This window comes from Parenemella sanctibonifatiensis, from assembly GCF_002250565.1.
Lineage (GTDB): Bacteria > Actinomycetota > Actinomycetes > Propionibacteriales > Propionibacteriaceae > Parenemella > Parenemella sanctibonifatiensis.
This window is the reverse complement of sequence record NZ_NMVJ01000009.1, coordinates 236,122-262,411: the sequence shown is the minus strand read 5'-3', so window position 1 is coordinate 262,411 and position 26,290 is coordinate 236,122. Positions and strand designations below refer to the sequence as shown.

27 protein-coding genes and 2 tRNA genes are annotated in these 26,290 nt (G+C 68.0%); 9 read left to right on the top strand and 20 right to left on the bottom strand.

What is annotated here, in order from left to right:
• Positions 1 to 296 precede the first annotated feature (296 nt).
• The 4 genes from CGZ91_RS11785 to CGZ91_RS14660 form a co-directional block, all read right to left on the bottom strand.
• Positions 297 to 1,115: a hypothetical protein gene (locus CGZ91_RS11785; RefSeq protein ID WP_144276895.1), complete on the bottom strand. Its 819-nt coding sequence runs from the start codon at positions 1,113 to 1,115 to the stop codon at positions 297 to 299.
• Between the two features lie 110 nt (positions 1,116 to 1,225).
• Complete coding sequence (locus CGZ91_RS11780) at positions 1,226 to 2,494, bottom strand: hypothetical protein (RefSeq protein ID WP_144276894.1); 1,269 nt, start codon at positions 2,492 to 2,494, stop codon at positions 1,226 to 1,228.
• 96 nt (positions 2,495 to 2,590) lie between these two features.
• On the bottom strand, positions 2,591 to 3,487 hold the full coding sequence (locus CGZ91_RS11775) for a hypothetical protein (protein ID WP_144276893.1): 897 nt from the start codon (positions 3,485 to 3,487) through the stop codon (positions 2,591 to 2,593).
• Between the two features lie 56 nt (positions 3,488 to 3,543).
• Positions 3,544 to 3,789: a hypothetical protein gene (locus CGZ91_RS14660; protein WP_229116595.1), complete on the bottom strand. Its 246-nt coding sequence runs from the start codon at positions 3,787 to 3,789 to the stop codon at positions 3,544 to 3,546.
• Here CGZ91_RS14660 and CGZ91_RS14655 point away from each other — a divergent pair.
• A complete protein-coding gene (locus CGZ91_RS14655; protein WP_094455392.1) occupies positions 3,720 to 4,322 on the top strand; it encodes a Fic family protein in 603 nt (200 codons plus the stop codon). The genes CGZ91_RS14660 and CGZ91_RS14655 overlap by 70 nt on opposite strands.
• On the opposite strand, the gene CGZ91_RS11765 is transcribed toward CGZ91_RS14655, so the two are convergent.
• The 14 genes from CGZ91_RS11765 to CGZ91_RS11705 form a co-directional block, all read right to left on the bottom strand.
• Positions 4,294 to 4,518: an antitoxin VbhA family protein gene (locus tag CGZ91_RS11765; RefSeq protein WP_094455390.1), complete on the bottom strand. Its 225-nt coding sequence runs from the start codon at positions 4,516 to 4,518 to the stop codon at positions 4,294 to 4,296. The two genes, CGZ91_RS14655 and CGZ91_RS11765, sit on opposite strands and share 29 nt — an antisense overlap.
• Positions 4,515 to 4,679: a hypothetical protein gene (locus CGZ91_RS14375; protein WP_179229344.1), complete on the bottom strand. Its 165-nt coding sequence runs from the start codon at positions 4,677 to 4,679 to the stop codon at positions 4,515 to 4,517. The genes CGZ91_RS11765 and CGZ91_RS14375 overlap by 4 nt, the downstream gene beginning before the upstream one ends.
• Entirely contained in the window at positions 4,676 to 5,296 is a 621-nt protein-coding gene (locus CGZ91_RS11760) for a hypothetical protein (protein WP_094455388.1), read from the bottom strand. Before CGZ91_RS11760 ends, CGZ91_RS14375 begins: the two co-directional genes overlap by 4 nt.
• A gap of 5 nt (positions 5,297 to 5,301) precedes the next feature.
• Entirely contained in the window at positions 5,302 to 6,891 is a 1,590-nt protein-coding gene (locus CGZ91_RS11755) for a type IV secretory system conjugative DNA transfer family protein (RefSeq protein WP_094455386.1), read from the bottom strand.
• 20 nt (positions 6,892 to 6,911) lie between these two features.
• Positions 6,912 to 8,486, bottom strand: coding sequence for an ATP-binding protein (locus tag CGZ91_RS11750; RefSeq protein ID WP_094455384.1), 1,575 nt, complete (start codon positions 8,484 to 8,486; stop codon positions 6,912 to 6,914).
• A 2-nt stretch (positions 8,487 to 8,488) separates the two neighbouring features.
• Positions 8,489 to 10,042 carry an SCO6880 family protein gene (locus CGZ91_RS11745; RefSeq protein ID WP_144276890.1) on the bottom strand — a complete coding sequence of 518 codons (1,554 nt, stop codon included), beginning with the start codon at positions 10,040 to 10,042 and terminating at the stop codon, positions 8,489 to 8,491.
• Positions 10,039 to 11,850 (bottom strand): hypothetical protein, encoded by a 1,812-nt coding sequence (locus CGZ91_RS11740; protein ID WP_094455380.1) that lies wholly within the window; start codon positions 11,848 to 11,850, stop codon positions 10,039 to 10,041. The genes CGZ91_RS11745 and CGZ91_RS11740 overlap by 4 nt, the downstream gene beginning before the upstream one ends.
• A 2-nt stretch (positions 11,851 to 11,852) precedes the next feature.
• Positions 11,853 to 12,728 carry a hypothetical protein gene (locus tag CGZ91_RS11735; RefSeq protein ID WP_144276889.1) on the bottom strand — a complete coding sequence of 292 codons (876 nt, stop codon included), beginning with the start codon at positions 12,726 to 12,728 and terminating at the stop codon, positions 11,853 to 11,855.
• Between the two features lie 38 nt (positions 12,729 to 12,766).
• A complete protein-coding gene (locus CGZ91_RS11730; RefSeq protein ID WP_094455376.1) occupies positions 12,767 to 13,111 on the bottom strand; it encodes a hypothetical protein in 345 nt (114 codons plus the stop codon).
• A gap of 28 nt (positions 13,112 to 13,139) precedes the next feature.
• Entirely contained in the window at positions 13,140 to 13,865 is a 726-nt protein-coding gene (locus CGZ91_RS11725; protein WP_094455374.1) for a MinD/ParA family ATP-binding protein, read from the bottom strand.
• Between the two features lie 91 nt (positions 13,866 to 13,956).
• On the bottom strand, positions 13,957 to 14,640 hold the full coding sequence (locus CGZ91_RS11720) for an N-acetylmannosamine-6-phosphate 2-epimerase (RefSeq protein WP_094455434.1): 684 nt from the start codon (positions 14,638 to 14,640) through the stop codon (positions 13,957 to 13,959).
• A 29-nt stretch (positions 14,641 to 14,669) separates the two neighbouring features.
• Positions 14,670 to 15,611 (bottom strand): ROK family protein, encoded by a 942-nt coding sequence (locus CGZ91_RS11715; protein WP_094455372.1) that lies wholly within the window; start codon positions 15,609 to 15,611, stop codon positions 14,670 to 14,672.
• 79 nt (positions 15,612 to 15,690) lie between these two features.
• Positions 15,691 to 15,764: transfer RNA gene (locus CGZ91_RS11710), tRNA-Gly, on the bottom strand.
• A 46-nt stretch (positions 15,765 to 15,810) separates the two neighbouring features.
• A tRNA-Gly gene (locus CGZ91_RS11705) sits at positions 15,811 to 15,881 on the bottom strand.
• Positions 15,882 to 15,986: 105 nt separating this feature from the next.
• On the opposite strand from CGZ91_RS11705, the gene CGZ91_RS11700 reads away from it, so the two are divergent.
• From CGZ91_RS11700 to CGZ91_RS11690, 3 genes are all read left to right on the top strand, one after another.
• Positions 15,987 to 16,670, top strand: coding sequence for a DUF1707 SHOCT-like domain-containing protein (locus tag CGZ91_RS11700; RefSeq protein ID WP_179229343.1), 684 nt, complete (start codon positions 15,987 to 15,989; stop codon positions 16,668 to 16,670).
• Positions 16,671 to 16,734: 64 nt separating this feature from the next.
• Complete coding sequence (locus CGZ91_RS11695; RefSeq protein ID WP_094455368.1) at positions 16,735 to 17,220, top strand: PH domain-containing protein; 486 nt, start codon at positions 16,735 to 16,737, stop codon at positions 17,218 to 17,220.
• Positions 17,217 to 18,728 carry a PH domain-containing protein gene (locus CGZ91_RS11690; protein ID WP_144276887.1) on the top strand — a complete coding sequence of 504 codons (1,512 nt, stop codon included), beginning with the start codon at positions 17,217 to 17,219 and terminating at the stop codon, positions 18,726 to 18,728. Before CGZ91_RS11695 ends, CGZ91_RS11690 begins: the two co-directional genes overlap by 4 nt.
• Positions 18,729 to 18,740: 12 nt before the next feature.
• On the opposite strand, the gene CGZ91_RS11685 is transcribed toward CGZ91_RS11690, so the two are convergent.
• The gene (locus tag CGZ91_RS11685) at positions 18,741 to 19,703 is read right to left on the bottom strand and encodes an EamA family transporter (protein WP_179229342.1); all 963 of its coding nucleotides are present in this window, start codon (positions 19,701 to 19,703) and stop codon (positions 18,741 to 18,743) included.
• 219 nt (positions 19,704 to 19,922) lie between these two features.
• Between CGZ91_RS11685 and CGZ91_RS11680 the strand changes: the two genes are divergently transcribed.
• The 4 genes from CGZ91_RS11680 to CGZ91_RS11665 are packed head-to-tail and all read left to right on the top strand — an operon-like array spanning position 19,923 to position 23,223.
• Positions 19,923 to 20,480, top strand: coding sequence for a CGNR zinc finger domain-containing protein (locus CGZ91_RS11680; RefSeq protein WP_094455362.1), 558 nt, complete (start codon positions 19,923 to 19,925; stop codon positions 20,478 to 20,480).
• Positions 20,481 to 20,495: 15 nt separating this feature from the next.
• Complete coding sequence (gene galE, locus CGZ91_RS11675) at positions 20,496 to 21,473, top strand: UDP-glucose 4-epimerase GalE (RefSeq protein ID WP_094455432.1); 978 nt, start codon at positions 20,496 to 20,498, stop codon at positions 21,471 to 21,473.
• Positions 21,474 to 21,521: 48 nt separating this feature from the next.
• A complete protein-coding gene (gene ppgK, locus CGZ91_RS11670) occupies positions 21,522 to 22,289 on the top strand; it encodes a polyphosphate--glucose phosphotransferase (protein WP_094455430.1) in 768 nt (255 codons plus the stop codon).
• Positions 22,290 to 22,293: 4 nt separating this feature from the next.
• Positions 22,294 to 23,223, top strand: coding sequence for a phosphotransferase (locus CGZ91_RS11665; RefSeq protein ID WP_094455360.1), 930 nt, complete (start codon positions 22,294 to 22,296; stop codon positions 23,221 to 23,223).
• Between the two features lie 153 nt (positions 23,224 to 23,376).
• Here CGZ91_RS11665 and CGZ91_RS11660 read toward each other — a convergent pair whose 3' ends face one another.
• Positions 23,377 to 24,888, bottom strand: coding sequence for a hypothetical protein (locus CGZ91_RS11660; protein ID WP_094455358.1), 1,512 nt, complete (start codon positions 24,886 to 24,888; stop codon positions 23,377 to 23,379).
• 379 nt (positions 24,889 to 25,267) lie between these two features.
• On the opposite strand from CGZ91_RS11660, the gene CGZ91_RS11655 reads away from it, so the two are divergent.
• Positions 25,268 to 26,239: a hypothetical protein gene (locus CGZ91_RS11655; RefSeq protein ID WP_094455356.1), complete on the top strand. Its 972-nt coding sequence runs from the start codon at positions 25,268 to 25,270 to the stop codon at positions 26,237 to 26,239.
• Positions 26,240 to 26,290: the final 51 nt, after the last annotated feature.

Genomic DNA, 26,290 nt, shown 5'->3' with positions numbered 1-26,290 from the left:
CGAACCACCTGCTCCGGCGTGTGACGCTTCCTTCTGTTTGTCATGATCTGACCAGTCTCCCTGCCCGAAGCCTCGAGCAACAGGACAACTCTCACAATGACTGGACCTACAAAAGGGGGTCAGGCCATTCTCACAAGCCACGAGCCGGTTGGGCGTCGCACGACATTGGAGGAGTCGGGTCCAAGATGATGCATCTGATGCAGCCCACAAGATGCGAACTGACATAACGCATGTTATCGGACGTACCCCATGGGGGTATGTCTGGTAGAGGTTAAGGCTTGGTGGTCGGCTGACCGTCAGATGATGACGGAGAGGACTAGCGTGACGACAGCAGGGATGACCCATAGAGACAGCAGGGCGAGGATGAATCTTGACCCGCTGGCTTGCTGGGCCTCGTTGTGACGGATCTCTGCTGGGGGCAAGAATCTTGCTAAGAGGTCCCGTGCCACGGGAGCGAGTGCCAGGCCCAGGATGCCGATGATCGCCCAGTAGACCGTCGACCAGACTAGCGACCAGGGCAGGCCGACTTTGCCCAAGATGGCTTTGGCGAGTGCCGCCAGAATGACGAGCGTGATGGCCAGGATTATCCAAGGCCAGGCTCCTCGATGGACAAACGACCATCTGGGCTTTCCAAGGTCGATCAGCTCGGACAGCCGGGACATGGAGGTGGCAGCGAAGCCGGGGTCCGGGGAATCGACAGTCAGCTCGACTCCGGCATCCGTGTAAGACTCTGGCCGCCGAAGGAACACGATCTTGATCACTTCGTCGTCGTAGCCGCGTCTGGCGCTAAGGGTGAACTTCGACCAGGTGCGGGGGTCGATCTCGCCGGCGAGATCGGAGAATGACCCTGACACGGTCTCCTGACTGGTGCGCATGCTTGCACGCTTCCTAGTGTCCGGTCTGTCGGCGGTGAGCTCGGTGAGGCGCTCATCGAGCCGCGAGAGGTCATTCAGGGTTCCGGACCAGGCTGCCCAGTCGGTCTTCCGGTTGACCCTTCGTTGCAGACGACTTGAGGGAGCTGGCTCAGTGGTGGGTTCTTCAGCCCCTGATTCGTTGTCGCCGGGCGCATTGGAGGGCTTTGCCGGGATCGGCTGGCTGGGGCGTTCACTGTTCATGTCTGCAGACACTAGGGCTCTGTCGGTGGTGTGGTCGTGATCCTGAAGGGAGCGAACCTACGCGTCGGGCATCTGGGTAACAGGTGGTCTGTGGGGCCGTCGGAAGCAGGTCACTGATCGGTCTCGTCGTCGTAGTCCGCGTAGTCGATGTCCTCGTCGTCCTCATCAGTCTCATCGTCGACCCGGTCGGGCAGGGACCAGCCGCCGCCACACTCGAAGCCAGCCCCTTCAAGGAGGGGAATGGTCTGTGCCCGTAGAGATCGTATGGCCTCTGCGCGGTACGCGGGAGGTGCTGTGGACTCCTTTCGGAGCTGGTTTGCGATGGGTAGTACGAGGGGTGCTACGAGCCGCCACCGAGCCGCTTGTGTGGTTGCGCGGTTCTTCAGGGTCTCTTGGAAGAACTGGATGATCTGCGGGGGTTTAGCGGGGTCGACCGGAGTCAGGTCGTCCAAGGCGAGCTCGTTGCGGACTTCGTCAAGCAAGCGAGGGGTGATGGTCTTGTCGAGGTAGACGTACTCGCGTTCGGTGGGGTGGATTAAGAAGCCGAGGTCGCGCGCCATCCAGAAGGATCTGCGGTGTACCCGCCGGCAGATGAGGGCAGGGACGAACGCCTGGTTCGGATGGGTTGTCTGGAGTACAGCGCCTTTGTAGAGGAGTTGATGCACCTCCTTGTGTGTCGGGTAGATGACGAGTCGGCGGTTCTTGACCTCGATCGGGATGCCGATGGGCGGTTTTGGTAGCCCGGAGACGGCGTCGATGGACTGGAGCCAGGCGCCTGCATCGAGCGGGCCATTCATGACTGCCGGCCCAACTCGCGATACCTCACCCCATCCCGCGGGAGACATTGGGATGAGGTGCGTGCCCGCCTTGCGGAGGGACTGGTCCACGACGAACTCACCGGCCTTGCCGGCTGTGGTGGTGAGACGGAGGAAACGGGCGTAGAGCATCCCCTTGCGCCGCACCCGTTTGGTGACCTCTGTCGAGCGCTTGATGATGAGGCCGGTGCCGAGAAGCTCCACTGAGCGGCCACCTTTGGTGGTGTGGTGGTAGGTGGTCACCGCCCCCATGGAGGTGAGCTGGGTGATTGCCTCTCCGATGATGTGCGGGTCGAATCGGACACCTGCGGGCGTCCGTAGTTCGTGCAGACGGCGATCGATTTCGACCCGGGGGGCTACTAGTTCCCGTTCGAGGAGGTGGAGGACGGCCTCACGCGCAGACTGGACCCATTGCTGCTTGGTGCGACCCTGCCTTCCAGGACCGTGGAGGTCACCCGGTTTTTTCATTTCCCTCCCCCAGCCATGGTTTATATAGAGGCTTCTCCATCCCTCCCCAGAGCATGATGCCGCGAGCTGGTCGGAAACGCTGGAGGCGCGTGCCACGGACAGGGCCTAACCGTGGGGCTGATCGTCATGGTGCGCTGTTCTGCAGTAGCTGGAGGGAGCGAGGGCGGGCCGTGTCGGATGGCCGCCCCAGGCTCAGATCGAGCCGGTGGCGGCTGAACTGTCGGTCCTGATCTGGCGGGTCTGTGTGCGGACCTCGATGGTGGGCAGCTGGTTCGGCGGCCAGATCTTCCAGCCGTTGGCGTGGCGGCTCCGTAGCGGCATGCCGGTGGAGATCGCGGAACTCAGCTTGCGAGCAAGGTCGTCTGCGGAGCTGATTCTGGTTGAGGTGGAGGTGGTCTCGCCGGCGTAGGTGAGTGTCCATCGTTCGCCGTCGTCGACGGGGCGGTACGTCTCACCCTTCAGGTGGATCTCGTCGGCGTCGCGATCGCCGACGGTGACCTGGATGAGGTCAATCTCACGCCATTTCGAAGCCTCCACGCCGAGTTCACGCTTGCGCGCCTGTTCCTGGGCGTCCTGGTTCTTCCATCGGGCGATCTTGTTCGCCAGCTCGCCAAAGGAGGCTCGGTCGACGACTTCGATGCCGGCGCCGTTGAAGTTGATGCTGGTGGTGTCCAGGCTGTATTGGGCGGAGATCGCGATCCCGGCAAGGGTGGTCTTCAGCTTGACGAGCCGGTCCGGCACTCGGCCGCCGAGGCGGCGGTGGTGGTCCCGGTCGAGGGACCAGACCAGCCTGCCCAGCACTGGGCCGTGAGGGTCCGCATCAAGGATGTTGGCCAGTGTGGCAGTCAGGACCGGGCCGTAGCGCTGCTCGATCGTACGCTGATGAGCTTGCTCGGCTGCCGCCCGGTTCTCCTGTTCCTCTCTGAGGATCCTGGTCTTCTCGGCGCGTTCGGTGGCCACGACAGCTTCGTGTTCCTCGTACGCGGCGATCGCGTCGAGGACGAACTGTTCGTCCGGCGAGGGCACGTGCTCCTCATGGTCTTCCTGGGGTCGGGTCTGGTCCGGTTCTGTTGGAGTCTCAGCAGTCATGCGTGGAAGGCCTTCGGGGACAGGGGTCGGGTGACCTGGGCGGGAGATGAAGTGGGTCAGCGTTCGTGGCCGAGCCACGGGTTGCTGAGGGCAGGTTCGGCCAGGCGGGACCATCCGCGGGTGTAGCCCTGCTCGACGGTGTAGCCGTGGTCGACGTCGTGGGCTGCGGCGGTCTGTTCGAGGACGCGGAGCTCGAGGTTGCGGAGCTGGGCGTCGCGGCCGAGCTGCTGGATTGGTTCGCGGACTGTGGTGCGGAACAGTTCGACCAACGGTTCGGTGTTCGGGTCGAACGAGGTCGGCATGGACTGGGCTGCGGCACGACGAGATCCACACCGTCACCCCATGGCACAGCCTGTCCTCCGACCAGTTCGCCGAACGAGCAGCCACCTTGTACGCGTGGTTGAATGCTGGCCACCCATTCCGGGAAGGCAACGGCCGCGTCGGCCGGCTCGTCGTGCACCAGCTCGCCCGCCGAACCCCCTACACCCTCGACCTCAACGGGCCGGGTGTCCGTCCTCAGCTGAACGACCTGCTGCACGTACTGGCCGACCATCTCGGGTGCGGCGAATCTGCTGCCCTGCTTCGACATTCCGTAGTCGCGGACCTGGCCGGCCCAGTCGTAGAGGTCTTGGAACAGGTGGTGGTGGATCTGTTGGAGCTGGCCGGTGTCGATCCGGTCCGGTGGTGGGTCGAGGCGGAGCTCGGCCTCCCTGGCTGCGGTGATGACGTGTTCGACGCGGGCGAGCTCGGCGGCATCGCGGATGCCGAGACGGTTCCGCATGACCTCGGTGCCCGGCCAGAACGTGTCATCCCACGACATCGGAGTGCCCGTTGAGCGTGTCGGGGTTCTTGGTGAACTTGGCGACCAGGTCGGCCACGGTCTGGCGGCCGGTGGCCACAGCGACAATGTCGGCGACACCGTCCCGGTCGGGTTCCCACCCGGAGGCGACCTGGTTGGCGATCGCCGCGTCGACGGCGTCGCGCTGCTGTGGGGTTAGCCCGGCGAGGAGGTCATGCCACTTCTCGGTCATGCTGGGTCTCCTTCGTGGGTGGTGTTCTGGACGGTCTGGGTCAGCAGCCACTCGATCCCGGCCCGGCGGAAGCCGGGCAGCTCGCCGGGGAGGCCGGTCACCGTGTCGGCGGTCGCGGTCACCTGATAGGGCGTGCCGCGATACTGCAGGACGAGGCTCACACCGGCGTTGGTGGTGAGGTCGCTGACCGTGCTCCAGCGACGGCCGGCAGCGAACTCGACTTGCTGGGCAAGGTTGGGCATGGTGTGGCTCCTTCCTTCGGTGGGCTGGGTTCGGTGTTAGCTGGCTTGGCGGTGGGGCGGAGGGTGCCAAGGTTCTTTTCCTGGCCGGCCCGATCAAGTGGGTAAGGGATGTCTTTGACGAGGCGGTGCAGCATGCGGGCGAACATGTCATGCCACTGGGTTGGGGCCCAGCCGTCGGCCTTCGGCCCGTACGCTGCCCGGTGTGCCAGGCGCAGTGCTTCCAGTTCGGCGCGGAACGCGGTGTTGTCCTGCCAGCCGCGGAACTGCATGCGGAGGTAGTACCGCTCGATGATCTGGTCGACCCAGTCCTCAAGGGGTTCTTCGGCCTCGCTGCTCTGATCGGCCTGGCCGGCGGGCTTCTGGTCGGTGGCGGAGGGTTCGCCGTCGACCAGCCGGGTGACGACGTCGACGAGGCGGTCCAGGTGCGCCTCTGACCTGTCGACTCGGCCGGCCAGTTCGGCCAGGCCGTTGGTCAAGGTCGCCAGATCGGCCATGTCGTTGGTCGAGGTCGCCGGATCGGCTTGGGTGTCGTCCATGCTGCTCATCCCTTCTTGCCGGTGAGGACCCGGCTGAGCCGCGTCCGGCTCGGCGCAGCGCTGGCGTAGAGGTTGTCGAACCCGGCGGCTACCTTCGCCGGGATGAGGGCGCGGAGCTCGTCACGTTCCCACCAGCCCGGGGCCTGCACGATCGCGGGTTTGAACCCTTGGACGAATAGCAGGGCTTGGCCGTCGACGAGGTTGTCCTGCAGCCATGAGGCCGGGGCGACATCATGCTCACTGGATGAGCGTGTGATCGAGCCGCGGTCGCGGCTCGCGCCAGCGCTGACGCTGGATGAGTGGTGCTGGAAGCTGGCCGTGCCGACCTTCTTGGTGATCGTGGCGAGCGTGTCGGTGTCGGAGATCCCTGGCAGGTAGACGGTGGCGGCATGGTTGGCCATGATTTCCTTGGCCTTCGACTGTCCGTACGCGCTGACGATCTGTGCCTCGTCCTGCCACACCGACACCAAGATCATGCCTTGGCCGGCCATCGAGGAGGCCCACATGTCGAGGTCCCGGACCCGGCACACGTTCGCCGCCTCGTCGAGCAGCATCAGCAGCGGCGGGCTGATCGGCAGTCCCCCGTTCCGCAGCGAGCGTTGGCCGATCAGCGCGACAACCAGCCCGGCCAACAGCTCGAAGATCGGGCTGAACATTTGCTGCTGCTCGGCCGAGCAGATCAGGTAGATGGTGCCGTTCTCGTCGAGCAGCCGGTCCAGGTCGATCACCGGTCCCCCGTCGCCGGTGACCTCGGCCATCCGGGCGATCGCCGGATGGGTCCAGGGCTCCAGAATGCTGGTGGCGCTGGTCAGCATGTTGGCCCTGGTCCGTTCTTCGGCCTTGCTGAACGCCGCCCACGCCGACAGTGCCGCCGGCTGGTCGAACTCGGCGAGGATGTGTTCGACACTCATTGCGTCGTGGGTTTGGATCCAGCGGATCACGGAGGCCATCGACTGGCCGGCAAGTGATGCTGCCAACAGGCAGGGGCCGAGCAGCATCCGCGACATCGACGCCCAGAACTCGTCATTGCTGCTGGCACTACCCCCGACTCGGCGGGACGAGCGTGACAGCAGCCAGGCGATGTTGACCGCTTCTTCGTAGTCGTTGACATGGCTCAGGACCGACCAGCGGGCCGGCGCATGCCCGGTCTGGCCGGCCGGGTCGACCAGCCACACCGGTCCCAGCTCCTCACGCTGATCCAGGGTCAACGCGCCACAGTCGAACTTGGTCGAGGTGACAAACGCTGGTCCCGGGTAGCGCAGCAACGTTGGAATCACGAAGCGGGGAGTCTTGCCGCGTCCCGCGGGGGCAACTACGGCGACCGAACGGTGCAGACCGGTGTGCAGTACCCACCGGTCCGCGAACCGGCCCAGCACCAGCCGTCGAGGGTCTGCTCGTGGATCGTCATACAGCAGGGGGGCGAGGTCCTTCTTCCTTGCCCAGCGCTGCGACCGGCCACGCTGCACGTCCAGACTGTCCCCGCCGCGTGGCGTGCCGAACAGGCCGAACACAACGGCAGCAACCACGACCACTCCGACCGGCACCAGCAGCCACCACAGCGGGAACGGCAGCATGTCCAACATTCGTTGCAGCATGGGTGTTTCTCACCTCTCCCCTACTCCGGTTGTGCCAGCGGTGCCGGGGCCATCTCGGTCTCCAACGAGTTCGGCGGGCCACCACCGGGCCGGAGGTTGTCATCGGTGTAGGTGACCCACCGGTCCAGGGCGGTCTGCAGATGCGCGACATGACGGACCGGATGCTTTCCGTCGGATCCCTCCCGTAGCAGATGCGTGCCCTTCTGCAGCCGCATCAACTCCTCCGCGCTGACCGGAAGGCCGAACGTCCGCAGGACGTCGGTGGCGTCCTCCTCGGTCTGCTGCCGGAAGATGTGGATGACGCCAATCTCTTTGATGAGAGCCCGTAGCGGCGAATCGGGCGGGATGTCGGACAGGTGGTGCACAACGAACACCAGCCCGAGGCCGAGGCCGCGGCCGCGCTTCGACAACGACCGCAGCACCTGGCCCGCGGTCGGAAGATCAGCCGAGTAGCCCTCCTCGATGATGACCAGGCTGGCCCGTTCATCGGTTGCCCACACGCTGGCCACGAACGTTGTCATCACCGCCATCAGCATCACCTGCTGGGCAGAGCCTTCGCCCAGATCGCTGGTGTCGATGACCAGCAGGTCGGCATCAAGGTTCAGCGGCTGGCCATCGGCATCGCAGGTCTCCCCGTCGAACAGCTGCAGCAGATCCGACTGGGACAGGTCCATCGCCAACGTCATGCCCCACTCGAGGACGGTCTCGTCGGTGACCAGCTCGGCCTCGACGAGTCGCTCGTGCGGGCTGGCATCGTCCCTGGTGATGGTGAACAGCGCTTCGATGACATCGGACAGGATCGGCACCCGGCCCTGCTCGGCTGCGTTGCGCAGTGCGACCCGGTGGGCGACCTTCAACACCCAGCGTTCTTTCGAGCTGAGTGGACCGCGGGCCAGCTCGGCGGCCAGCCGCAGCAGCCGGTCCTGACCGACCAGGCCGGATCCGCGGTCGGTCTTGGTCAAGATCGCGGGATCAAGAATGTTGACCCGGGCGCCGTTGGCCTCGTTGGTGAACGACATTTCGGCGACGGTGTAGCCAGCCGTACGGGCAACCTCGGCAGCCCGGCCGTACTCGCCCATGCTGGTCTCGCCGTGGCGATGCTGCCGCTTCCTGTCAAAGGTGCAGACACGCCGGCCAAGGTCGAGCTGGCCGGTCACGTAATGGTCCTTGCACAGCGTCGATTTCGCCGTGCCGACATCGCCGGCAATCAACACGTTCACCGAGGTCGCCAGACCGGCGGCATACAGCTGGAACGGATCCGATGTGACCAGCTGGCCGGTGACATCGTCCAGGCCGAGCGGCCGGCCAAGGAACTCACGCTGGTACGCCGCCACGACCGCTGGGACCAGCGGCACGACCTGACGGGTCGAGGTGGTCAAGACGTATTCGTGCGGCGGTTCGTACCAGCCGAGCCGATCCAGCAGCTTCCACCGGCGCAATCCGCGGGGCCGGGGACCGGTCAGATCCCGCCACGTCCCCCGGTCCTCCCGAGGCGACGTGGCAGCCTTCTTCGGGGCCGACTTGTTCGAGGACGTGTCCGGGGCGGCAGCTGCCGGGCGGCGGGGCTTGGGCTTCTTCTTGGTGGTCAGAAACACAGTCACTCCTCCAGCAGTTGGGCAAGCTTGTACGAGGAGGCCCGGCGGGCGATCCCCCGGCACAGCGGCAAGGTCCACACCATCGCATCGCCTGGCCTCTCGTCGGCCCAGTCGAGTCGGTCGATCCCTGCAGCTGAGGCGGCCTCATCGGCCTGGTTCCGGGCATGCCACAAGCCGTCCTCCGAGGGAGCGCTGATCATGATCCGGGTCGTGACCTTCACCCCGGCCGCGCCTTCCAGCAGGTCGACCAGCCGGGCGACCCCGGCGCCGGTCTGCCGTTCGGCCGAGCCGTCGGTGATCTTGTGCCGTTCGGCAAGGCTTTGAGTCGCGGCGAACAAGATGTCGGCCTGAGCGTCACGGCGGGCCTGCGCCGGGGTCAGCAGCCGCATCGTCGTCGTGATCGCCCTGATCACCGAGGGTTCCTCGTCCGGCACCATGTTGGTGACCAGGCCCTCCATCCATCGCGAACCCTTGATTGTGGCCGGCCACATGCTTGCGCTGACTGAGGCCGTCGCGTGGCACCAGGTCACATCATGGGTCTGGTCGAACACCGCGACCGCGTCCTCGACCTGGGTGTACGGCTGGAAGCCGTCGATCGCAGCACCGATGCCGGACAGGTCGTCCAGGGACCACGAAGGCGCCTGCAGATGACGGACCAGGGCACCCCAGCGACGCGGCCCCAAACCACCCTGAACGGTGTATCCGGCCGAGGTCAGGAACTGCGCGACCCGGCCGGCCTGGGTGTGGACTTCGTCGGCGATCCGTTCCCGGGTGATCTTCTCCGACCGGCCGATCATCGCGCGCACCCTGGTCTCCGGCATTCCGAGCGTCACATAGGTGCGGTAGCTGTCGGTGACGGCCGAGGCGACGTTGACCAAGTCGTCGGTGTTGGCCGAGATGACGCTCTCGGGTCGCCCGCCGCGTGCCTGTGCCAGCTGTTCGCGGTATCTGGGCGGTAGGCCCGGCATCGCACGGACCGTGACCTGGAGTTCGTCGACGGCCAAGTGGTTTTGCGCCATCCGGCTCAACAGCCCTTCCAGCTGGACTGCGTCGTTGACCAGCTCGCGGGTGTGTCGGCGGCCATCGCCGCGGCCACCGATCTCCAGCGTGGTGGTCCACACCGTGCGGGCAGGATCCTCGACCGGGGTGTGCCGCACCACCGCGTGCTCGGGATCGCCGACCACCTTCGACACCCCCATGACATGGATCTCGCCGACCGCACGAGGAACAGGCAGATCCGTCGACGGCGACCAAGAGCCCCACCCTCGGTGTCGCGCGATCGCCCGGTACCGTCCGGCCGCGATCGACTCCGCGACCGACCTCACCTCCGGATCTTTCGGGATCCGCAACACGAAGTAGAGGCCCGCCGCCAGCACGAACAAGCCCAACACCACGAAGAACTGGACCAGCGTCCCGCGGCCCTGGACCAGCGCCACCACCACGAACGCCGCAACCAGCACCACCACCATGACCGCGAGACCGAGCTTCGACAAGCGGAACAGGAACGCCGGCCGGATCCGGGCCCGGTCGATCGCGAACTCCATCTCGTCACTCATGCCCGACCACCCCGCCCTTCACGCGGCGGCACCGGGGGACGTGACCCACCAGAACCCGAGGGCCGTGGCGCTGACTCCGGGCTCCAGTTCGCCCACGGGCCCGCCGGTGCACTCCGGCTCGATGACGGCGTGGACCCGCCAGATGGAGCCCCCGAGCTTGAGGCGGGCGTGGTTGGTCGTGATCCGCCCGTGCCACCATCCTGAGGCAGCCGCGACTGCCGCCCGCCCGTCGGTGTCGCACCCGGGCGTGCGCCCGGACCGGGCGAGTCGCCGCCGGAGCCTCCCTCGCCCGCGGCGCTGGTGCCGCGCGAGGTGGCCGACTGGGTGGCCGAAGCTGCCGCACCCTGGGCCGACTGCGCGGCCGCCTGCGTTCCGCGCCGGGTCTTGTTCCACTGCTCAGCCGCCTGCGTGGCCAGGCCAGCCGGCCCGGCCGCACCTGCAACACCCGCACCCGCGCCAGTACCAGCGCCGACCGGGCTGCCGCCACTACCAGGGGTGATCGCCGCGCCATGCTGGCTCACACCCGGGCCCCGGGTGCCAGACGAGATCTCCGACGCGTTCGTGGCTCGCTGAGCCCGATCCGGGCGACGGCCGCTGCCACCGCTGGAACGGCCCATCTGCCCGGCTTGCTGCACACCTTGGCGCATCTTGTCCTGAGCACCCTTCACCGCCCCGAACAGCCTGCCGCCGGTGCGGGCGACCGCATCGCCCAGCCCCAGGTTCGCCACCGCCCCAGGAATGTGGCTCAGTATCATTCCGGCCGCGACCGGAGCGGTCAACGACACCAAGATCCCGACCAGGACGGTCAGGAAACGGATGAACGGTTCTTTCGGTGCGATCGGGCCCTCGGCGATCTGCCAAGCAGCAGCCCACACGAAGAACAGAGCGGCAGGTGTCAGCCATGCCCCCAGCAGCACCCCGCCGGCCCTCTTCACCCCGGACTGCCACGGCGGGTAGATCCACATCGCGAACAACACCGGCAGCAGAATCAGCGTCGCCGCGATTACGAACTTCGCAGCGAGCAACTCGACGATCATCGTCGTCAGCACGCCGGCAAAGAACAGGGTCAGACCAGCGACCACAGCTGAACCGCCTGGGATGAGGACGCTGGTCGCGGTCAACCCGCCGAGGAACGCGACGATCCAGTCCAGCGACTTGGCCAACTCGTTCGAGGCTAGCTCGTACATTCCTCCGCCCAGGTGGGCAGTCATGTCACTGATCCACAGGCCGAGCATCGGAATCATCGCCGACAGGGGCGCGAAGATCATCAGCCGGAGCCCTGCCTGCTGAGCCTGGACGCGGTCCTCCGGGGCGCCCGTGGCCAACCGTGCCAGGGCGAAGATCGTTGCCACAGCAGCCAACAGGCAGCCCAGCGCCCACATCGCCGCATAGACCGTGCTGGCATTGCCGCCCCACAGTTTCCCGCCGACCAGCTCCCCCTTGCGGAGTTCCTTCCGCACGTAGTCGGCCTGGCCTTGCGCGGCTTCGGCGCCAGCCTTGCCCCACTGTCCCGGCCCATCAGCAGGGTTCTCACCGGCGTACGGCTTCTTCGGAGTCTCCTCCTTCGATCCTTGGGACTCCTCCGACTTGGGTGGCTGCGACTCCTCCGACTTCGGCGGCTGGGTCTCCTCCGACCCGGGCGGCGCCTGACCACCCCCAGGGGGGCATTTCCCACCCTGCAGCGATGCTGCGTTCGGCGAGCTGCAGCCCTGGCCACCAGCCTCGGCGGCGTGGGCGGCCGCGGTCACCAAGTTCATGCCCAGGGTGATGGTCAGCAGCAGCGCTGCCAGGACACGGAAACGGTTCATGGTCACTTCTCCGGCAGCCTGAGTCGTTCGAGGCCGTGCTCGACAGCATTGGCCGGCAGCTGCCACCCCTTGCCCAACAGCCGGGCCCGCTCGTCGAACGAGAGCTCCAGCCCCTTCGGTGACGGCGGCGTCGGCGTGTCCAGCCAGTCAGCGATCCGCCAGTCCCCGTCGGACCAGACCAGCCGGAACTGGGTGTAGTTCCACTGCATCAGCAGGTCGGCCCGCTTGTTGCCGACCCCATCGACCGCTGGATACCAGACCATGATGGTCACCTCGGTGTTGCCGACCACCTTCATCACCTGGAACGCGCCCAGCTCCGGGTAGTAGCCGCTGTAGTTCGTCTTTGTCGGGTCGAGCGGCTTACCGGTCGAATCAGTTCCGAGCTTGCTACGCAGCTTGGCTGCCAGCTCGTCGGAGAGCCCCCATTTCTTGGCGGTGGCGGCGTCGACGTACATGTAGGCCTCGACCTGGTGACGGGTGCGGTCGTCGTACATCTCCGGTGAGCCGATGGCCATGATGTAGTTCAACGCGGCAGCGGTCGCGCCGTCTGGGGTCTGCTCGTAGCCGGTGAACAGCGGCCCGACCTTCCCGGTGGCGTACTCGGCGCCCACCGGGACCACGGATCGTTCCAACGGCTCGACACTGGGAGGCGGAGCCGATGTGTCGGCGCCGGCCGAAGGGGTCACGGTGGGTGAGGCTGTGGCCGGGTCGGGCCCTGGGCCCGGACGGTTCGCCACCACCACGATGACGACCACCAGGATCGCGATCACCAGTGCCACGACGGCAGCGGCGACGATCACCAAGCGGACCGGCACACCACCGGCACGGTCCGATGGTGGATCCGGCGGTGCAGCGGGGCTGTCTGACCGCACAGGCATGGGGCACCTTTCCTTCGTCAGCGAAGAAGTTGGCGGGGTCAGCCTGCCGTCGACAGGGCGGCGCCGACGATCACGGGAAGCATGGCCAAGCCGATGAGGCCGGCCAGTGGCCATCCGATCCCCGCGGCGGCCGCAGTGTTGCCGTCAGGGTCGCGTTCATGCCGGGCCCTGGCGACTCCGACGATGCTGACGATCAGCCAGCCGATGCACACGAGGAACGCCACGAACCAGATGGCAGCGAGGAAGATCAGCAGTGTCGGGCCGATCTTGGCGAACGGGCCCAGCGATGGGGTCAGACCCTCGATCGGGTTCGGGATCTCCATCGGCACTATGGGGGCGCCGTAGGCGACGACCATGGCCAGTAGCCGTTCAAGGTTGCTCATAGGAGGGGACTTCCTTTCAGGGGTGGGGTTATGGAGCTCCGTACCCCGGCCCCGCGGGCTGGGGAGGCTGAGGGTGAGGTGACAACGGTGCCGGAGCCGACGGCATCATCCTCGCCGGAGGCTGTGACAATCCCGGCGACAAGCTGGGCTGTGGAATGGTCTGCGCGACTGCCAGACCGAGCGCCTGGACCCCTGCCCGATACGCCGGGGTCAGCTGGTCCCACAGGATCGGACCGCCGGCGGCAATGTGTGGATCGGTCGGCAGCTCGACAACCTTGGCCGCCCGAGGCGTCAAATAGTTCAGCCCTTCGAGCTGGTACTTCGGATCGGCCTCCCCGACCCCATGGCTGGCAACCACGACCGCACGCCGAGCCAGTTCGGGGGCAGTCTTCTGCAGGTCCTCCAGCATCTCCACCGCCGGCACGACCACGTCCGGCTTCCACTTCACCGGCACGATCAACGCTGACGCTGCCCGCATCGCCTCCTGCCAGGCCGGTGCCTGCTCATTGTTCGCCGTGTCGATCACGATCACGCTGTAGAACCGACGCAGGATCGTCTGCAAGATCCTGAACTCTTCGGCGGTGAGCTGGTCGCTGCCCGCCCGAGCCGAGACCATCGCCTCGAACAGGCCGGTTGGCTGCTTGCGGGTGTACGCCTCGACATCGCCACGCGACAAGGTGTCGGGACGGAACCGATGCAGCTCCTGCAGGAACTGCCGCACCGTTCCGGACCGGCCCTGGGTCCGCAACGCCATCGTCCCGCGCAGCTCGCCGCCAGCGGGGACGCTTCAGGGAGATGTCGGCTCGGCCCGTCGGGCCCGGGTCGCCGCAGGTGTACGCGGGCGCTCAGGCGTCGGCGATGGCCTCGGCGAACCAGCCGGTGATGGTGGTGGGATGGGTGATCGCGGTGCCGACGGCGACCGCGTCCGCGCCGGCGGCCAGAGCCGCGGCTGCTTGCTCTGGCCGATGAATGCGACCCTCGGCCACGATGAAGGCGTCGGGCAGGGCGGCCCGCAGCTCGCCGATCAGCGCCAGGTCGGGCCCGGCGGTCTTCTCGCGGGCGTCGGTGTAGCCGGCCAGCGTGGTGCCGATGATGGTGCAGCCCGCGGCCGAGGCCTGGACGCCGGCCTCGACGGTGTCACAGTCGGCCATGATCGGCCCGGGCCAGCGTTCGCGTACGGCAGCGACGGTCTCGGCCAGGCTGCGGCCGTCGGGACGTACGCGGGTGGTCCCGTCCAGGGCGAGAATGTCGGCCCCGGCCTCGATGACGGCCAAACAGTGGTCCAGCGTCGGGGTGATGAAGACGCCGGCATCGCCGTCCTTGATCAGTCCGATCACGGGTACGTCGACGGCGGCCTTGATCGCGCGAATGTCCTCCACCCCTTGAGCCCGGATCGCGGCCGCTCCTCCGATACGTGCGGCCACGGCGATCTGGGCCATCGTGCGCGGGTCACGCATTGGCTCCCCGGGATAGGCCTGACAGGAAACGATCAAGGTCCCGCGAAGCGCTTCGAGCTGCTCTTCGATCATGGTGTCGGCCGGGTTTCCGTTCGGCTTGGTCACTGCGCTCCTCGTTCTTCGATCAGGTCGACCGCCCAGGCCGCGGCACCGAGCAGGGCGGCATGGGTGCCGGCGGTCGCCGTCGTGACCTCAGTCTGGCTGACCACGTCCATCGCCTCGTGCTCGATGCCCTGCAGCACGGCGCCGCGCCACGGTTCGCCGACGGCGGCGACCCCGCCGGTCAGGATCACGCGTTCCACGTCAAGCAGGTTGAGTGCACCGCCGATGGTGCGCCCGGTCGCGAAGCCAGCCACCCGGTAGGCCTCCGCCGCTGCCGTCGACCTCTCCCGGGCCAGGGCCGCCAGGCGTACGCCGTCAGTCACCGGACCGGCGTCGTCACGGACCCCGAAACGGGCCGCCAACGCGAGGATGCCGGGCCCGGATGCCAGCCCCTCCAGGTGCCCGGAACGCCCACAGGGACAGGGGATGTCCTGGGCTTCAGGGACCGGCAGGTGCCCGACGTGGCCGGCCGCCCCGCGTACGCCGACAACCGGCTGCCCACCGATCACATGAGCCGCACCAATGCCGGTGCCGATCGCCACCAACAGGATGCTGTGGGCGCCGCGGCCGGCCCCGTAGCGGGCCTCCCCGACCGCGTGGCCGTGGACGTCGTTGAGCGCCGCGACGGGGAGGTCGAGGCGCTGGGCGAACGTACCGACGAGATCGGTACCGGCCCAGCCCGGCAGCGCGCTGGTCGCGTGACTGATGGTCCCGGCCGCGGTGACAACACCAGCCGAGGCGACCCCGAGAGCGACGACAGACTCCTCGCCGCGGACCTCGCGGGCGAGGGAGATGGCGTGGTCGAGAACGGCGTCCGGCCCAGCCGCAGCAGGGGTGGGCCCGGTGAGGTGACGGCGTACGCGGGCGGCGCCGGCTCCGAGATCCACCAGCGCAGCCGTCGTCTTGGTGCCCCCGATATCCAGGGCAAGCACGGTCTTCATGGGCGCGGTGATCATGAGTGCCAGGGCTTCGTCGCAGCTGTCAGGAACGGAATGAACCTTCAGGCGTTCAGCGAAGATGTGGAGCGAGTGACGGGAATCGAACCCGCATTCTCAGCTTGGGAAGCTGATGTTCTGCCATTGAACTACACTCGCGCGCCGCCCAGCGTAGCAGGACTGGCCGGCTGGGTCGTCAGCTCAGAGCGAGCGACAGGAATCGAACCCATGTCCTCGGCTTGGAAAGCCGATGTTCTACCACTGAACTACACTCGCGACCTCGCCACCATAGCCGCACCGCCCCAGCCACCACGGCAGCCGCCCCCTGCGTGCCGCAATTTCACCGGCGCCAACGCGCGCTCGTGCCGTAGCATGGTGGCCGTGGTTGACCCCAGCAGTGCCGCCGACCGTAGCCGATATCGCGCCTCCGACGCCGACCGCGCGACCATCACCACGATCTTGGACGAGGCGTACGCCGAAGGCCGTCTCGACCGCGAGGAACACTCCGAACGCACCACCCAGGCCATGGGCGCCCGCACCATCGGCGACCTGATCGGCCTCACCGACGACCTGATCGCGCACGATCCGCTCGCCGCGACCTACACCGGCTCACCCAGCCAGCACCTGCCCGCCGTGCGCCCCTCCTCGGCGCCGGCCACCACCGCCGGCAGCGACGTCGCCCCGATGCGGGTGGACCACTCCGCCGCGGGCGAGTCCAACGCCCCGATGATCGCCGTCTTCGGCGGCAACACCCGTGGCGGCGCCTGGCGCGTTCCCGAGCAGAGCTACAGCTTCACCTTTGCCGGCGGCGGTGAGATCGACCTCACCGACGCCGTCCTCACCGCTGATGTGGTCTACATCAACGTCTTCTGCATGTGGGGCGGGCTCGACATCATCGTCCCGCCGGGCGTCGACTTCCGCAACGAAGCGGTGGTCTTCATGGCCGGCGTCGAAACCACCAAACTGCAGCCGCCGCCCAGCGGCCGGCCGCTGGTGGTCCTGCGCGGCTTCGTCTTCCAGGCCGGGGTCGACGTACGCCTGACCGGCACCGACGAGGACGAATGACTCCGATTGTCTCGACCTGCCACCATGGCTGGAGTGAACCGCCCGGCCGACACCGAGGGAGCCGATGAACCCGTTCCGACCAGAGGGGATTGACTGGCAGCCGCTGCATCGCGGCTACCGGACCTATCTGCGCGTCAACGTCGCCATCACCTACGCCGTGCTCGCGATCGCGACCGGGGTCGGGCTCAGCTTCCTGCTCGACCTGGCGTGGGCGATCGGCGCAGGCGCAATCTGGCTGGTCATCGGCATCTGGCGCTGGATCCGCATGGATGCCCTGTGGAAGTCGCACGCGTACGCCCTGCGCGACACCGACCTCTACCTCACCAAAGGCGTGATGTTTCGGCAGCTCACCATCGTCCCGTACGGCCGGCTGCAGGTCGTCGAAGTCGAGTCCGGCCCGATCCAACGCGCGTGCGGCATCGCGTCGCTGAGTTTCGTCACCGCCAGCGCCACCACCGATGCCACCCTGCCGGGGCTGCCGCCGGCCGAGGCCGACGACCTGCGCGAGCGCCTCACCGCCCTCGGCGAAGAGCAGGCATCGGGACTGTGAGCGAACACGCCACTCCCCCCGAACCGCGCCGGATGCTGCCGCCCGAGGACGCCACCGGCGCCCCCGACGCACCCCAACGTGCCCACCCGGAGACCGCCGAGACTGCCGCGACTCCAGAGACCGCTGGCACCGCGGAGCTCTCCATGCCCCCGGGGGCCGCCAGCCCGGAGCCCACTGAGGCCCCGCCGGAAAAGGCCCGCCTCAGCCGTCCCCACCCGCTCAGCCCACTGGTGCGTGGCTGGGGTCTGCTGCTGGCCGGTGTCATCATTGTGGGCCGCGAGTTCGCCAACACCGGTGAGATCCCCAGCATCCAGTGGATCCTCGCGATCGCCGGCGGCCTGATCCTCATCGTCGGGATCGCCAGCGTGGCCAGTTGGTGGTTCACCAAGTACGTCATCGACGACACCGAAGTACGCATCGAGACCGGGTGGCTGTCGCGCACCTCCCGCAAGATCCCCTTCGAACGGATCCAGTCGGTCGACCTGACCCAGCCGCTGATCGCCCGACTGCTCGGCCTGGCCGAGGTCAGCATCGACGCCGGCAGCAAGGACTCCACCCGACTGCGTTACCTCGGCAAGGCTCAGGCGCACCGGGTCCGCGACTTCTTGGTCGCCCGCGCGCTGGGCAACCGCGATGCCAGCGTCGGCGACTTCGGCGACGCCGACCCAGCGGCGTACAGCTCCACCGCCATCCGCGCCGACGAGACCCCCATCATCCGGGTCGCCCCCGGGCAGCTGGTGCTCGGCGCCGTGCTGTCGACCGACTTCCTGATCTCGATCCTCGTCATCGTGGTGATCCCGCTGGCGAGCCTGATCAACCCGGCGCTGCTGCTCGCGCTGCCGGCCATGTTCGGCGCCGTCATCGGCGTGATCCGCACCGTCGGCACGCGCGTGTTGAGCCAGTGGCACTACCAACTGCTCGGCTCGCCGGGCGGGCTACGGATCACCCGCGGCCTCACCAGCCTCACCAGCCAGTCCGTCCCGCTGGACCGGATCCAGGGCGTACGCATCAAGCAGCCGTGGCTGTGGCGGTTCCTGGACCGCTACCAGATTGACATCGAGGTGCTCGGCGGTCACAAGTCCGAGGAGGACGGTCAGCGGTCCGGGATGCTGCTGCCGATCGGCACACGGGCCGAGACGCTGATCGCACTGCGCGCGGTGCTGCCCGACCTCGACCTCGCCGACATCGAGCTGCAGCCCTCACCGAAGCGGGCTCGCTGGCGGCACCCGCTCAGCGCCGGCAACCTGGCGTGGGGTTGGAACGACCGACACGTCATCACCGAGAGCGGCTGGATGGACCTGCGCACCGAGGTCGCCCCGATCGCCAAGCACCAGTCGGTACGCATGGTCCAGGGCCCGCGGACCCGCTTGCTCCGGCTGGCGACTGTCCGCTTCGACAGCACCCCCGGGCCGGTCGACCAGTCCGCTCGCTGTCTGGACCCGAGCGACGCGCTGGCACTGGTGCTCGCCCACCCCGCCAAGGCTGCCCGGGCCCGAGCGGCCAGCTGAGCGGCCTCGGCCTCAGGCGAGCTTGGCGGCCACCTCGGGCACCGGGGTGAGGGGCAGCTTGGACAGTTCCTCTGTCGGCCGGCTCTCGCCGAGCTTCACCAGCACCGTTCCCGCGAGGATCACCGCGCCGCCGACCAGCTGGATCGGCTGCGGCAGCTCGCCCAGCAGCAGCCAGGTCGCCACGATCGCGCCGACCACCTCCAGCAGTCCGAAGAAGCCGGCGACCGTGGAGCCGAGCCGCTGGCCCGCCATGATGCCGGCGATGAAGGCGACCGCGCCGGGCACCACACCCATCAGGGCAACGACCGCCAGCACCGGCACCTCCATGCCGGCCAGCACGGCCGGTCCGGGCCCAGAGGTCAGGCCCACGACGCCGACGCCGGCACCGGCCACCACCGCAACGGTCGCAATGACCATGCCGAAGCAGATCAGCGCCACCGGCGGCAGGCCGCCGTGATCGCCGGCGGACAGGGCGTAGTAGACGGCCAGGCACACCGCCGCCAGGCCCGACCAGGTGAGCCCCACGGGGTTGACGGTGATGCCGGCGAAGACGTTGATGACCAGCATCATCCCGAGTACAGCCGCCACCATGCCCACGCCGGTCCGCCGGCTGGGGCGCCGCCCGTGGCGTACCCACAGCCACAGCACCAGCAGCACCGGGCCGAGATATTCGACCAGCAGCGCGGTGCCCGGGTTGATGTACTGCACGGCCTGGAAGTAGGCGAACTGGGCGGCGGCCACCGGGATCAACCCGTACGCGAGGATCAACCGCCACTGCTGTGCCACGACGTGCCACCGGCCCCGCATCGTCAGCACCGTGGGGATCGCGAGGATCAGGCTGGCGCCGCCGACCCGCGCCAACAGGGCCGCGGCAGGCGACCAGCCGGCCTGCTGCAAGGCCACCGCCAACGCCCCCGCCGGACTGAACGAGGCGGCCGCCACCAGCGCCCAGAACACCCCACTTCCCCGCTTCACAGCATCCTCCTGCATCCGATTGCGTAACGACCAAACACGCGTACGCCCATTGGATCCTAGGGGCTGCCCAATAAGGAGTCAACGCCTTCTTGCCCCTGACGCACGCCTCTCGTCGCGACCCAGTCCACGACTGTCGGCACGGCCCCTGCAACCGGTGGCGTTGGGTAGGCTCGACCCATGACTCCGTGAAGTCCGCGGGGGGTGAGGAAAGGGCCACGCATGGATTTCGCCCATGACACCCAGGTCGCGCTGGCCTCAGCCGTGGCGCTCGCGAACGAAGGACAGCCCGACGGCCTGGAGCTCAGCACCGTTGCCCAGTTGCAGGACTGGCTCGATGCCGAGGGCTACACCGGCCACCGCTCCCGCACCCGCGCCGAACTCGACGAAGTGCTGGCCTTCAAGACCACCCTGCGCGCCATCTGGGCCGCCCCGTCCGAAGAGGAACGCGTCGAGCTGGTCAACGCGGTGCTGCGCGACGGGCCGTTGGTGCCCCAGCTGGTACGACACGAGGGCTGGGAGGACTGGCACCTGCACCCCACCAGCTCCGACACTCCGCTGCCGCGACGGCTCGCCGTCGAGGTCGCCCTAGCGCTGGTGGACCTCTTCCGCGCCGACGGATTCGACCGGCTCGGCTGGTGCGGAGACCCGGACTGCCAGATGGTCTTCGTCGACTTCACCCGCAACCGCTCCAAGAAGTACTGCGACACCGGCCTGTGCGCCAACCGCGCCCACCAGGCGGCGTACCGTGAACGTCACCGGGACAAGACCAGCAACTGAGGGAGACCCATGCACATGCCCTGGCTCGTGACCGGCGGTGCCGGCTACATCGGAGCGCACGTGGTCCGCGCACTGACCGAGGCAGGGCTCGGGGCGGTCGTCCTCGATGACCTGTCCAGCGGGCGTACCGACTTCATCCCGGCCGACGTCCCCTTCGTCCAGGCCGACATCAACGACACCGACGCCGTCACCGCCGCGCTGCGCGACCACCACTGCGCCGGCGTCATCCACGTCGCCGGCTTCAAGTACGCCGGAGTCTCGGTGGAGCGGCCGCTGCACACGTACCGGGTGAACGTCACCGGCACCGCCTCGGTGTTGGCCGCGATGGCCGCCGCCGGAGTGCACCGGCTGGTGTTCTCCTCCAGCGCCGCCGTCTACGGCACCCCCGATGTGGACCTGGTCACCGAGGACAACCCGACCCGCCCCGAGTCCCCCTACGGGGAGTCGAAGCTCGTCGGCGAGTGGCTCATCGCCGACCAGGCCCGCGCACTGGGCCTGGCCGGCATCAGCTTCCGGCACACCTCGCTGCGCTACTTCAACGTCGTCGGCTCCGGCACCGAGGAGGTCTTCGACGCCAGCCCCCACAACCTCTTCCCGCTGGTCATCGAGGCGCTGCTGGACGGGCGTACGCCGCAGATCTTCGGCGACGACTACGACACCCCCGACGGCACCTGCGTACGCGACTACGTCCACGTCGCCGATCTGGCGCACTCCCATGTGGCAGCCGCCCAGCGGATGCTCGCCGGCGAACCGGTGGAGGCCGTCTACAACCTCGGCTCGGGAAGCGGGCTGAGCGTGCGGCAGATCATGGATGCGATGGCCACGGGCACCGGCATCGCGTTCACCCCGGACATGGGCGATCGCCGACCCGGCGACCCGGCCCAGATCGTCGCCACGGGAGAGTTGGCGGCCCGTGACCTCGACTGGCAGATGCGTCACAGCATCGACGACATGGTGATCTCGGCGTGGCGGGCCCGCAAGCGCGCCGAGTGAGGCCGGTGACGTCGCGCGGGGCGGACTGGGATCGCTAGGCTCATGCCCATGGCTAACAGCGGGTGGGGACTGGGCATCGATTTCGGCGGTTCGGGCATCAAGGGTGCCCCGGTCGACCTGACCAAGGGCGAGTTCGCGGCGGACCGGCTGCGGATCCCGACCCCGAAGGACTCCACTCCCGACAACGTCGTCGAGGTGGTCCGCGAGATCCTCGACCACTTCTCCGACGAGCTGCCTGCGGACTCGACCATCGGCATCACCGTCCCCGGCGTGGTCCAGCAAGGCGTGGTCAAGACCGCCGCCAACATCAACAAAGCCTGGGCCGGCTGTGAGGCCGACGACCTCTTCACCAAGGAACTCAGGCGCGAGGTCCACCTGGTCAACGACGCCGACGCGGCCGGCCTGGCCGAGGTTCGCTACGGCGCCGCCAAGGGCGTCGAGGGTGTGGTGCTGTTGACCACGCTCGGCACCGGCATCGGCAGCGCGCTGATCCACAACGGCGTACTGGTGCCCAACACCGAACTCGGCCACCTACACCTCGCCGGCCAGAAGGGCCCCGCCGAACGCGACGCGGCGACCTCGGCGAAGGAGCGTGAGGGCCTGTCGTGGAAGGAGTGGGCCAAGCGGCTGCAGGACTACTACGACCACCTGTGCTTCCTGTTCTCCCCGGACCTGATCGTGGTCGGCGGCGGCGTCAGCAAGGACGCCGAGAAGTTCCTGCCGAGGCTGGACCTCCCCTGCCCGATCATCCCCGCCGAGCTGAAGAACCGCGCCGGCATCATCGGCGCCGCGGTGCTCGCCAGCGAACTCGGCTGACCCGGTGGGCGCGCCGGTGCCGCCGTTCGTCGGCATGCTGCTGGGGCACTGGGGCCTGACCGATGAGCGCGTACGCCCGCTGTCGGGCGGCACCAACAACCAGACCTGGGCGGTCGGCGACGCCCACGTGCTGCGCCTGCATCGCAATGTCGGGTCGACGGCGTACGAACACACGCTGCTCGGGCTGATCGAGGTGCCGTTCGCGCTGCCCACGCCCCTGCCCGCGGCCGACGGTCGGACCGTGGTCGAGCAGACCATCGACGGCGAGAAGATTCGGGCCAGCGTGAGCCGCCTGATCCCGGGCGAGCCCCCGCGGCGCGGCGACCCGGTCGCGGCTGCGGCGTGCGGCCGCGCGCTGGCCGATCTCGATGCGGCCATGGCCCTGGTTGAGGAGCGGCAGCTGCCTCCCCACCCGACCTGGGATGGCGACCTGCGGCACGTCCATCCGCTGGTGCCGGACCCGACCGTGGTCGCGATGGCGGCCGGAGCGCACCGGTCCGAGGTGGCCAGGATCCTTGCACGGGTGGGCAAGGCGCCACTGCGGCGGCTTCCGCGGGCCATCATCCACGGCGACTTCGGTCCCGGCAATGTCCTCATGCTCGAGGGTCGGGTGAGCGGGATCCTCGACTTTGAGACGGCCGGACCCGGCATCCGGGCAATGGACCTGGCGGCGGGGCTGTGGGGATTCGCGCGCGAGGATTGGCCCGGACCGAGACCCTGGCCTGTCGACAACGCGTTTCGGCGTGGCTACCTGAGCCGCGTGTCGCTCACCGACGCCGAAGTGGCCGCCGTGAGTGAGCTCCAGTTGCTTCGTGAGACCACCAGCCTCGTCCACTGGTACGGCCGTCATCTCGCCGGCCTCACCACCGCCGCCGAAATCGCTGACCGGGTCGCTCGGCTGCTGGCCCTCGAGGCCGTCCTCGACCGCCACTGACGTCGCCACCGGCCCGACGCGGGCACGCCCCGAAGCGTCCGCCTCAGCCAGCCGCCACGACCAATGGCGCCTCGACGACTGCGCTGGCTGGACGCTTCAGGGGGTGCGTCCGCCCGCCGGCATCGCCGGCCCGGATTGGTCTCGGCGCAGTGGTCAGCGGGGGCGCCGCACCGGCCGTCGCCCGCTGCATCTCAAGGTCCAGCCGTCCACGCTGGCCCAGTGCAGGTACGCCGTGTTGAGGCCTCTCGACGGACTGCCAGAGCTCAGGTACACCGCACGGATGTGACTCTCGAGGTTGGACCCCTGCGCGGCCAGTGGCAACCAGCGCCCGATCTGGGACACCTGACTCGCGGTCGCCTCGGCGCTTCCGTCGACACGACCCCACACGTGGTCGGTGTCGCGCACGACGAACTCACGGTAGGTGGCGGCCAAACTCGCGAGGTCGCCTTCGGTCGCCTCGACCCCAGCCTGCTGGGCCGCACGAAGGAACTCGATCGTGATGGCTGCGTGCGAAAGGTCCTCCGCGCTCGTGGTCGCCCCGTAGGAAGGGGTGTAGGTGGATTCCACTTCGCCCCGAGCCCACCCGCGATACACCTCGGAATAGGTCGGCCAGTACGACCACACCGCCGCGTCCCCGAGGAGCACCCGATCGTTGCGCCAACTGCGCACCATCCGACCCACCTTGTTGGCGTACTCGGCGGTCGGTTCGATCCGCTGCAACTCGGCAATGGTCTGCCCCAGACCATGGCTCTGGTTGAACGGTTGGATCGTTCCGTCGAAGTTCAGTGGGGCACCAACCGGCCACACGTAGTCCCCTCGGTCGGCTCCGCTTTCCCGCCACTCCTCGTCGTGAAAGGCGACGGCCTCCCGTGCTGCGGCGGCAAACTCCTGGGCGGTGCGTTGATGGCCCGACAGTGCGGGATTGGTGAGCACCAGACGCGCGAACGCCGCGAGCGGATAACTGATCTGGCCGGTGTGGACGGCGAAGGCGTAATAGAGGGCTCGGAAGGGGAAGGCACCGGCCTCGGGCAGCGCTGCAGCGCCGCCACGCACGACTGCGGTCCACCGGGCTCCGGCCCCGTAGGCCTCGGAATGGACGCGATCCTCGACGAAGTCGGGGCTGGCCTGGTCCAGGCTGAGGCCTTCAAGCGTGTTCGAGTCGTGCAACGGGTGGTGCAGAACCAGGCTGAAGCTGTCCCCGGCCACCGCCACGTCGACGGTCGCCTCGCTCGAGCGCGGACCTGAATAGCGGACGTCGAGGGTGGGCATGCCTGCGGCATCAGGGATCTCCGCGACGGCAGCGGTGTAGTTCCCCGCCGTGCGCCAGACCGGTCCGGATCGCCCCAGATAGTCGGTCACGCCCCGGTCTGAGTCGCGCTGAGCAAGGACATTGCGACCCACCCGAGCGAGCTCCTGGACATAGGAGGGATCGCACGTCGCCTCGTACATGCGCACCAGGGCGTTCATGAGATAGGACGTCCCCCATGCCAATCCACCGGTCTCGTTGTTGAGATCGTCCCGGGGCGGCGATGCCGCATACGCAGAATCGAAGCGCTCCCGATCATCGATCGTCTGGGCGTGGGCTGTGCCACCGCTGATGCCCCCAAGGGTGGCGGCGGGCGCGGTGGCAAGTCCGGCTAGCAGGGTGCGGCGTCGCATGCGCATCGTCGGCCTCCTCGTTGTAGCGACCATGGCGAGGTTGACGCTAGCAACGGGTGACACGCCTCTGCCCCGCCCACACACATTGACCAGCCGTTCGCACACATTGCCCACCATTCACTCGCCACCGGCCCGACGCGGGCACAGCCCTGAAGCGTCCGCCTCAGCCAGCCGCCACGACCAATGGCACCTCGACGACTGCGCTGGCTGGACGTTTCAGGGGGTCCGCCAGCCCGCCGGCATCGCCACCAGTAGGGTCGTGAGCACCTCGCCAGCCAACCGGCTGGCCCTGAAACGTCCGTTTCTGCGCGTCGTCGTGGACGCATCGGTCACGACGTACGCCTGACGCGGACGTTCCAGTGCAACCCACCCCCTGGAGGTCAGCATGAAAACCCGAAGCCTGTCCGCCCTGGTCGGCATGATCGCCGCCGCCCTGGTCACCGTCGCGTTGGGCGCACCACCCGCCGCGGCACTGACCGAACTCACCATTCATCTGTCCCCCACCGGGTCGGATGCCAACTCCGGCACCGCCGCTTCCCCAGTGAAGTCCATTGGCCGAGCCAACGAGATCGCCACGGCCAAGAAGCCCACCGACCGCATCGACGTCCTCCTGGCGCCCGGCACCTACACCGACATGGGTGACCAGTGGACCTATGCGGACTCGAAGAAGCTCACCATCCGCACCACGAGCGGCACGGCGACCTTCGATGGCCAGGGCACGCACCGCAACTATCAGCTGGTGATCGGGCCGCCGGCCAGCGAGAACAAGCGGATCCGCAACGTCATCCTGCGCGACCTGCGCTTCACCAACGCCACCAACGGGCTGCAGGTCCGTAACACCACCAACGCGACCCTGCAGAACCTGAAGTTCGACAAGATCGGCAACCGTTGGTCACCGGGCTCGATCGGATACGCCGCGCTGAGCCTGCAGCACGTCACCGACATCACCGTCACCAACCCGGTCTGGACCGACATCGAAAACAACCAGACGCTCGACGGGACCGACACCACCGGACTGGTGCATGCGGTGTATGCGGCGAACGACGCCGACGACGTCACCTTGGTCGACATCACCGCGACCCGGGTGTCGGGCGATGCCTTCCGGATCCGCAACGGCACCGACAACTTCGTCATCAACGGCGGCACCATGTCGTCGGCTGGCAGCCGCTCCGCGTTCTCCGAGTGGTACAACCCGAACGCCTCCACCCCGGAGATCCGATCCAGTGGTTCGTTCATCAATGTGACCACCGGCAAGAACTACCGGGGAGAGACCTACGAGCTGGGCCGGACCTCCTGCGTACGGTCCGGCAGTGGGCCGATCAGCGACTGCCGGATCACTGACACCCCGCCGAGCTGAGTCTGCCCCCGCTGAGCCGGGGCATCCGCTGAAACGTCCGCGCCACGCGGC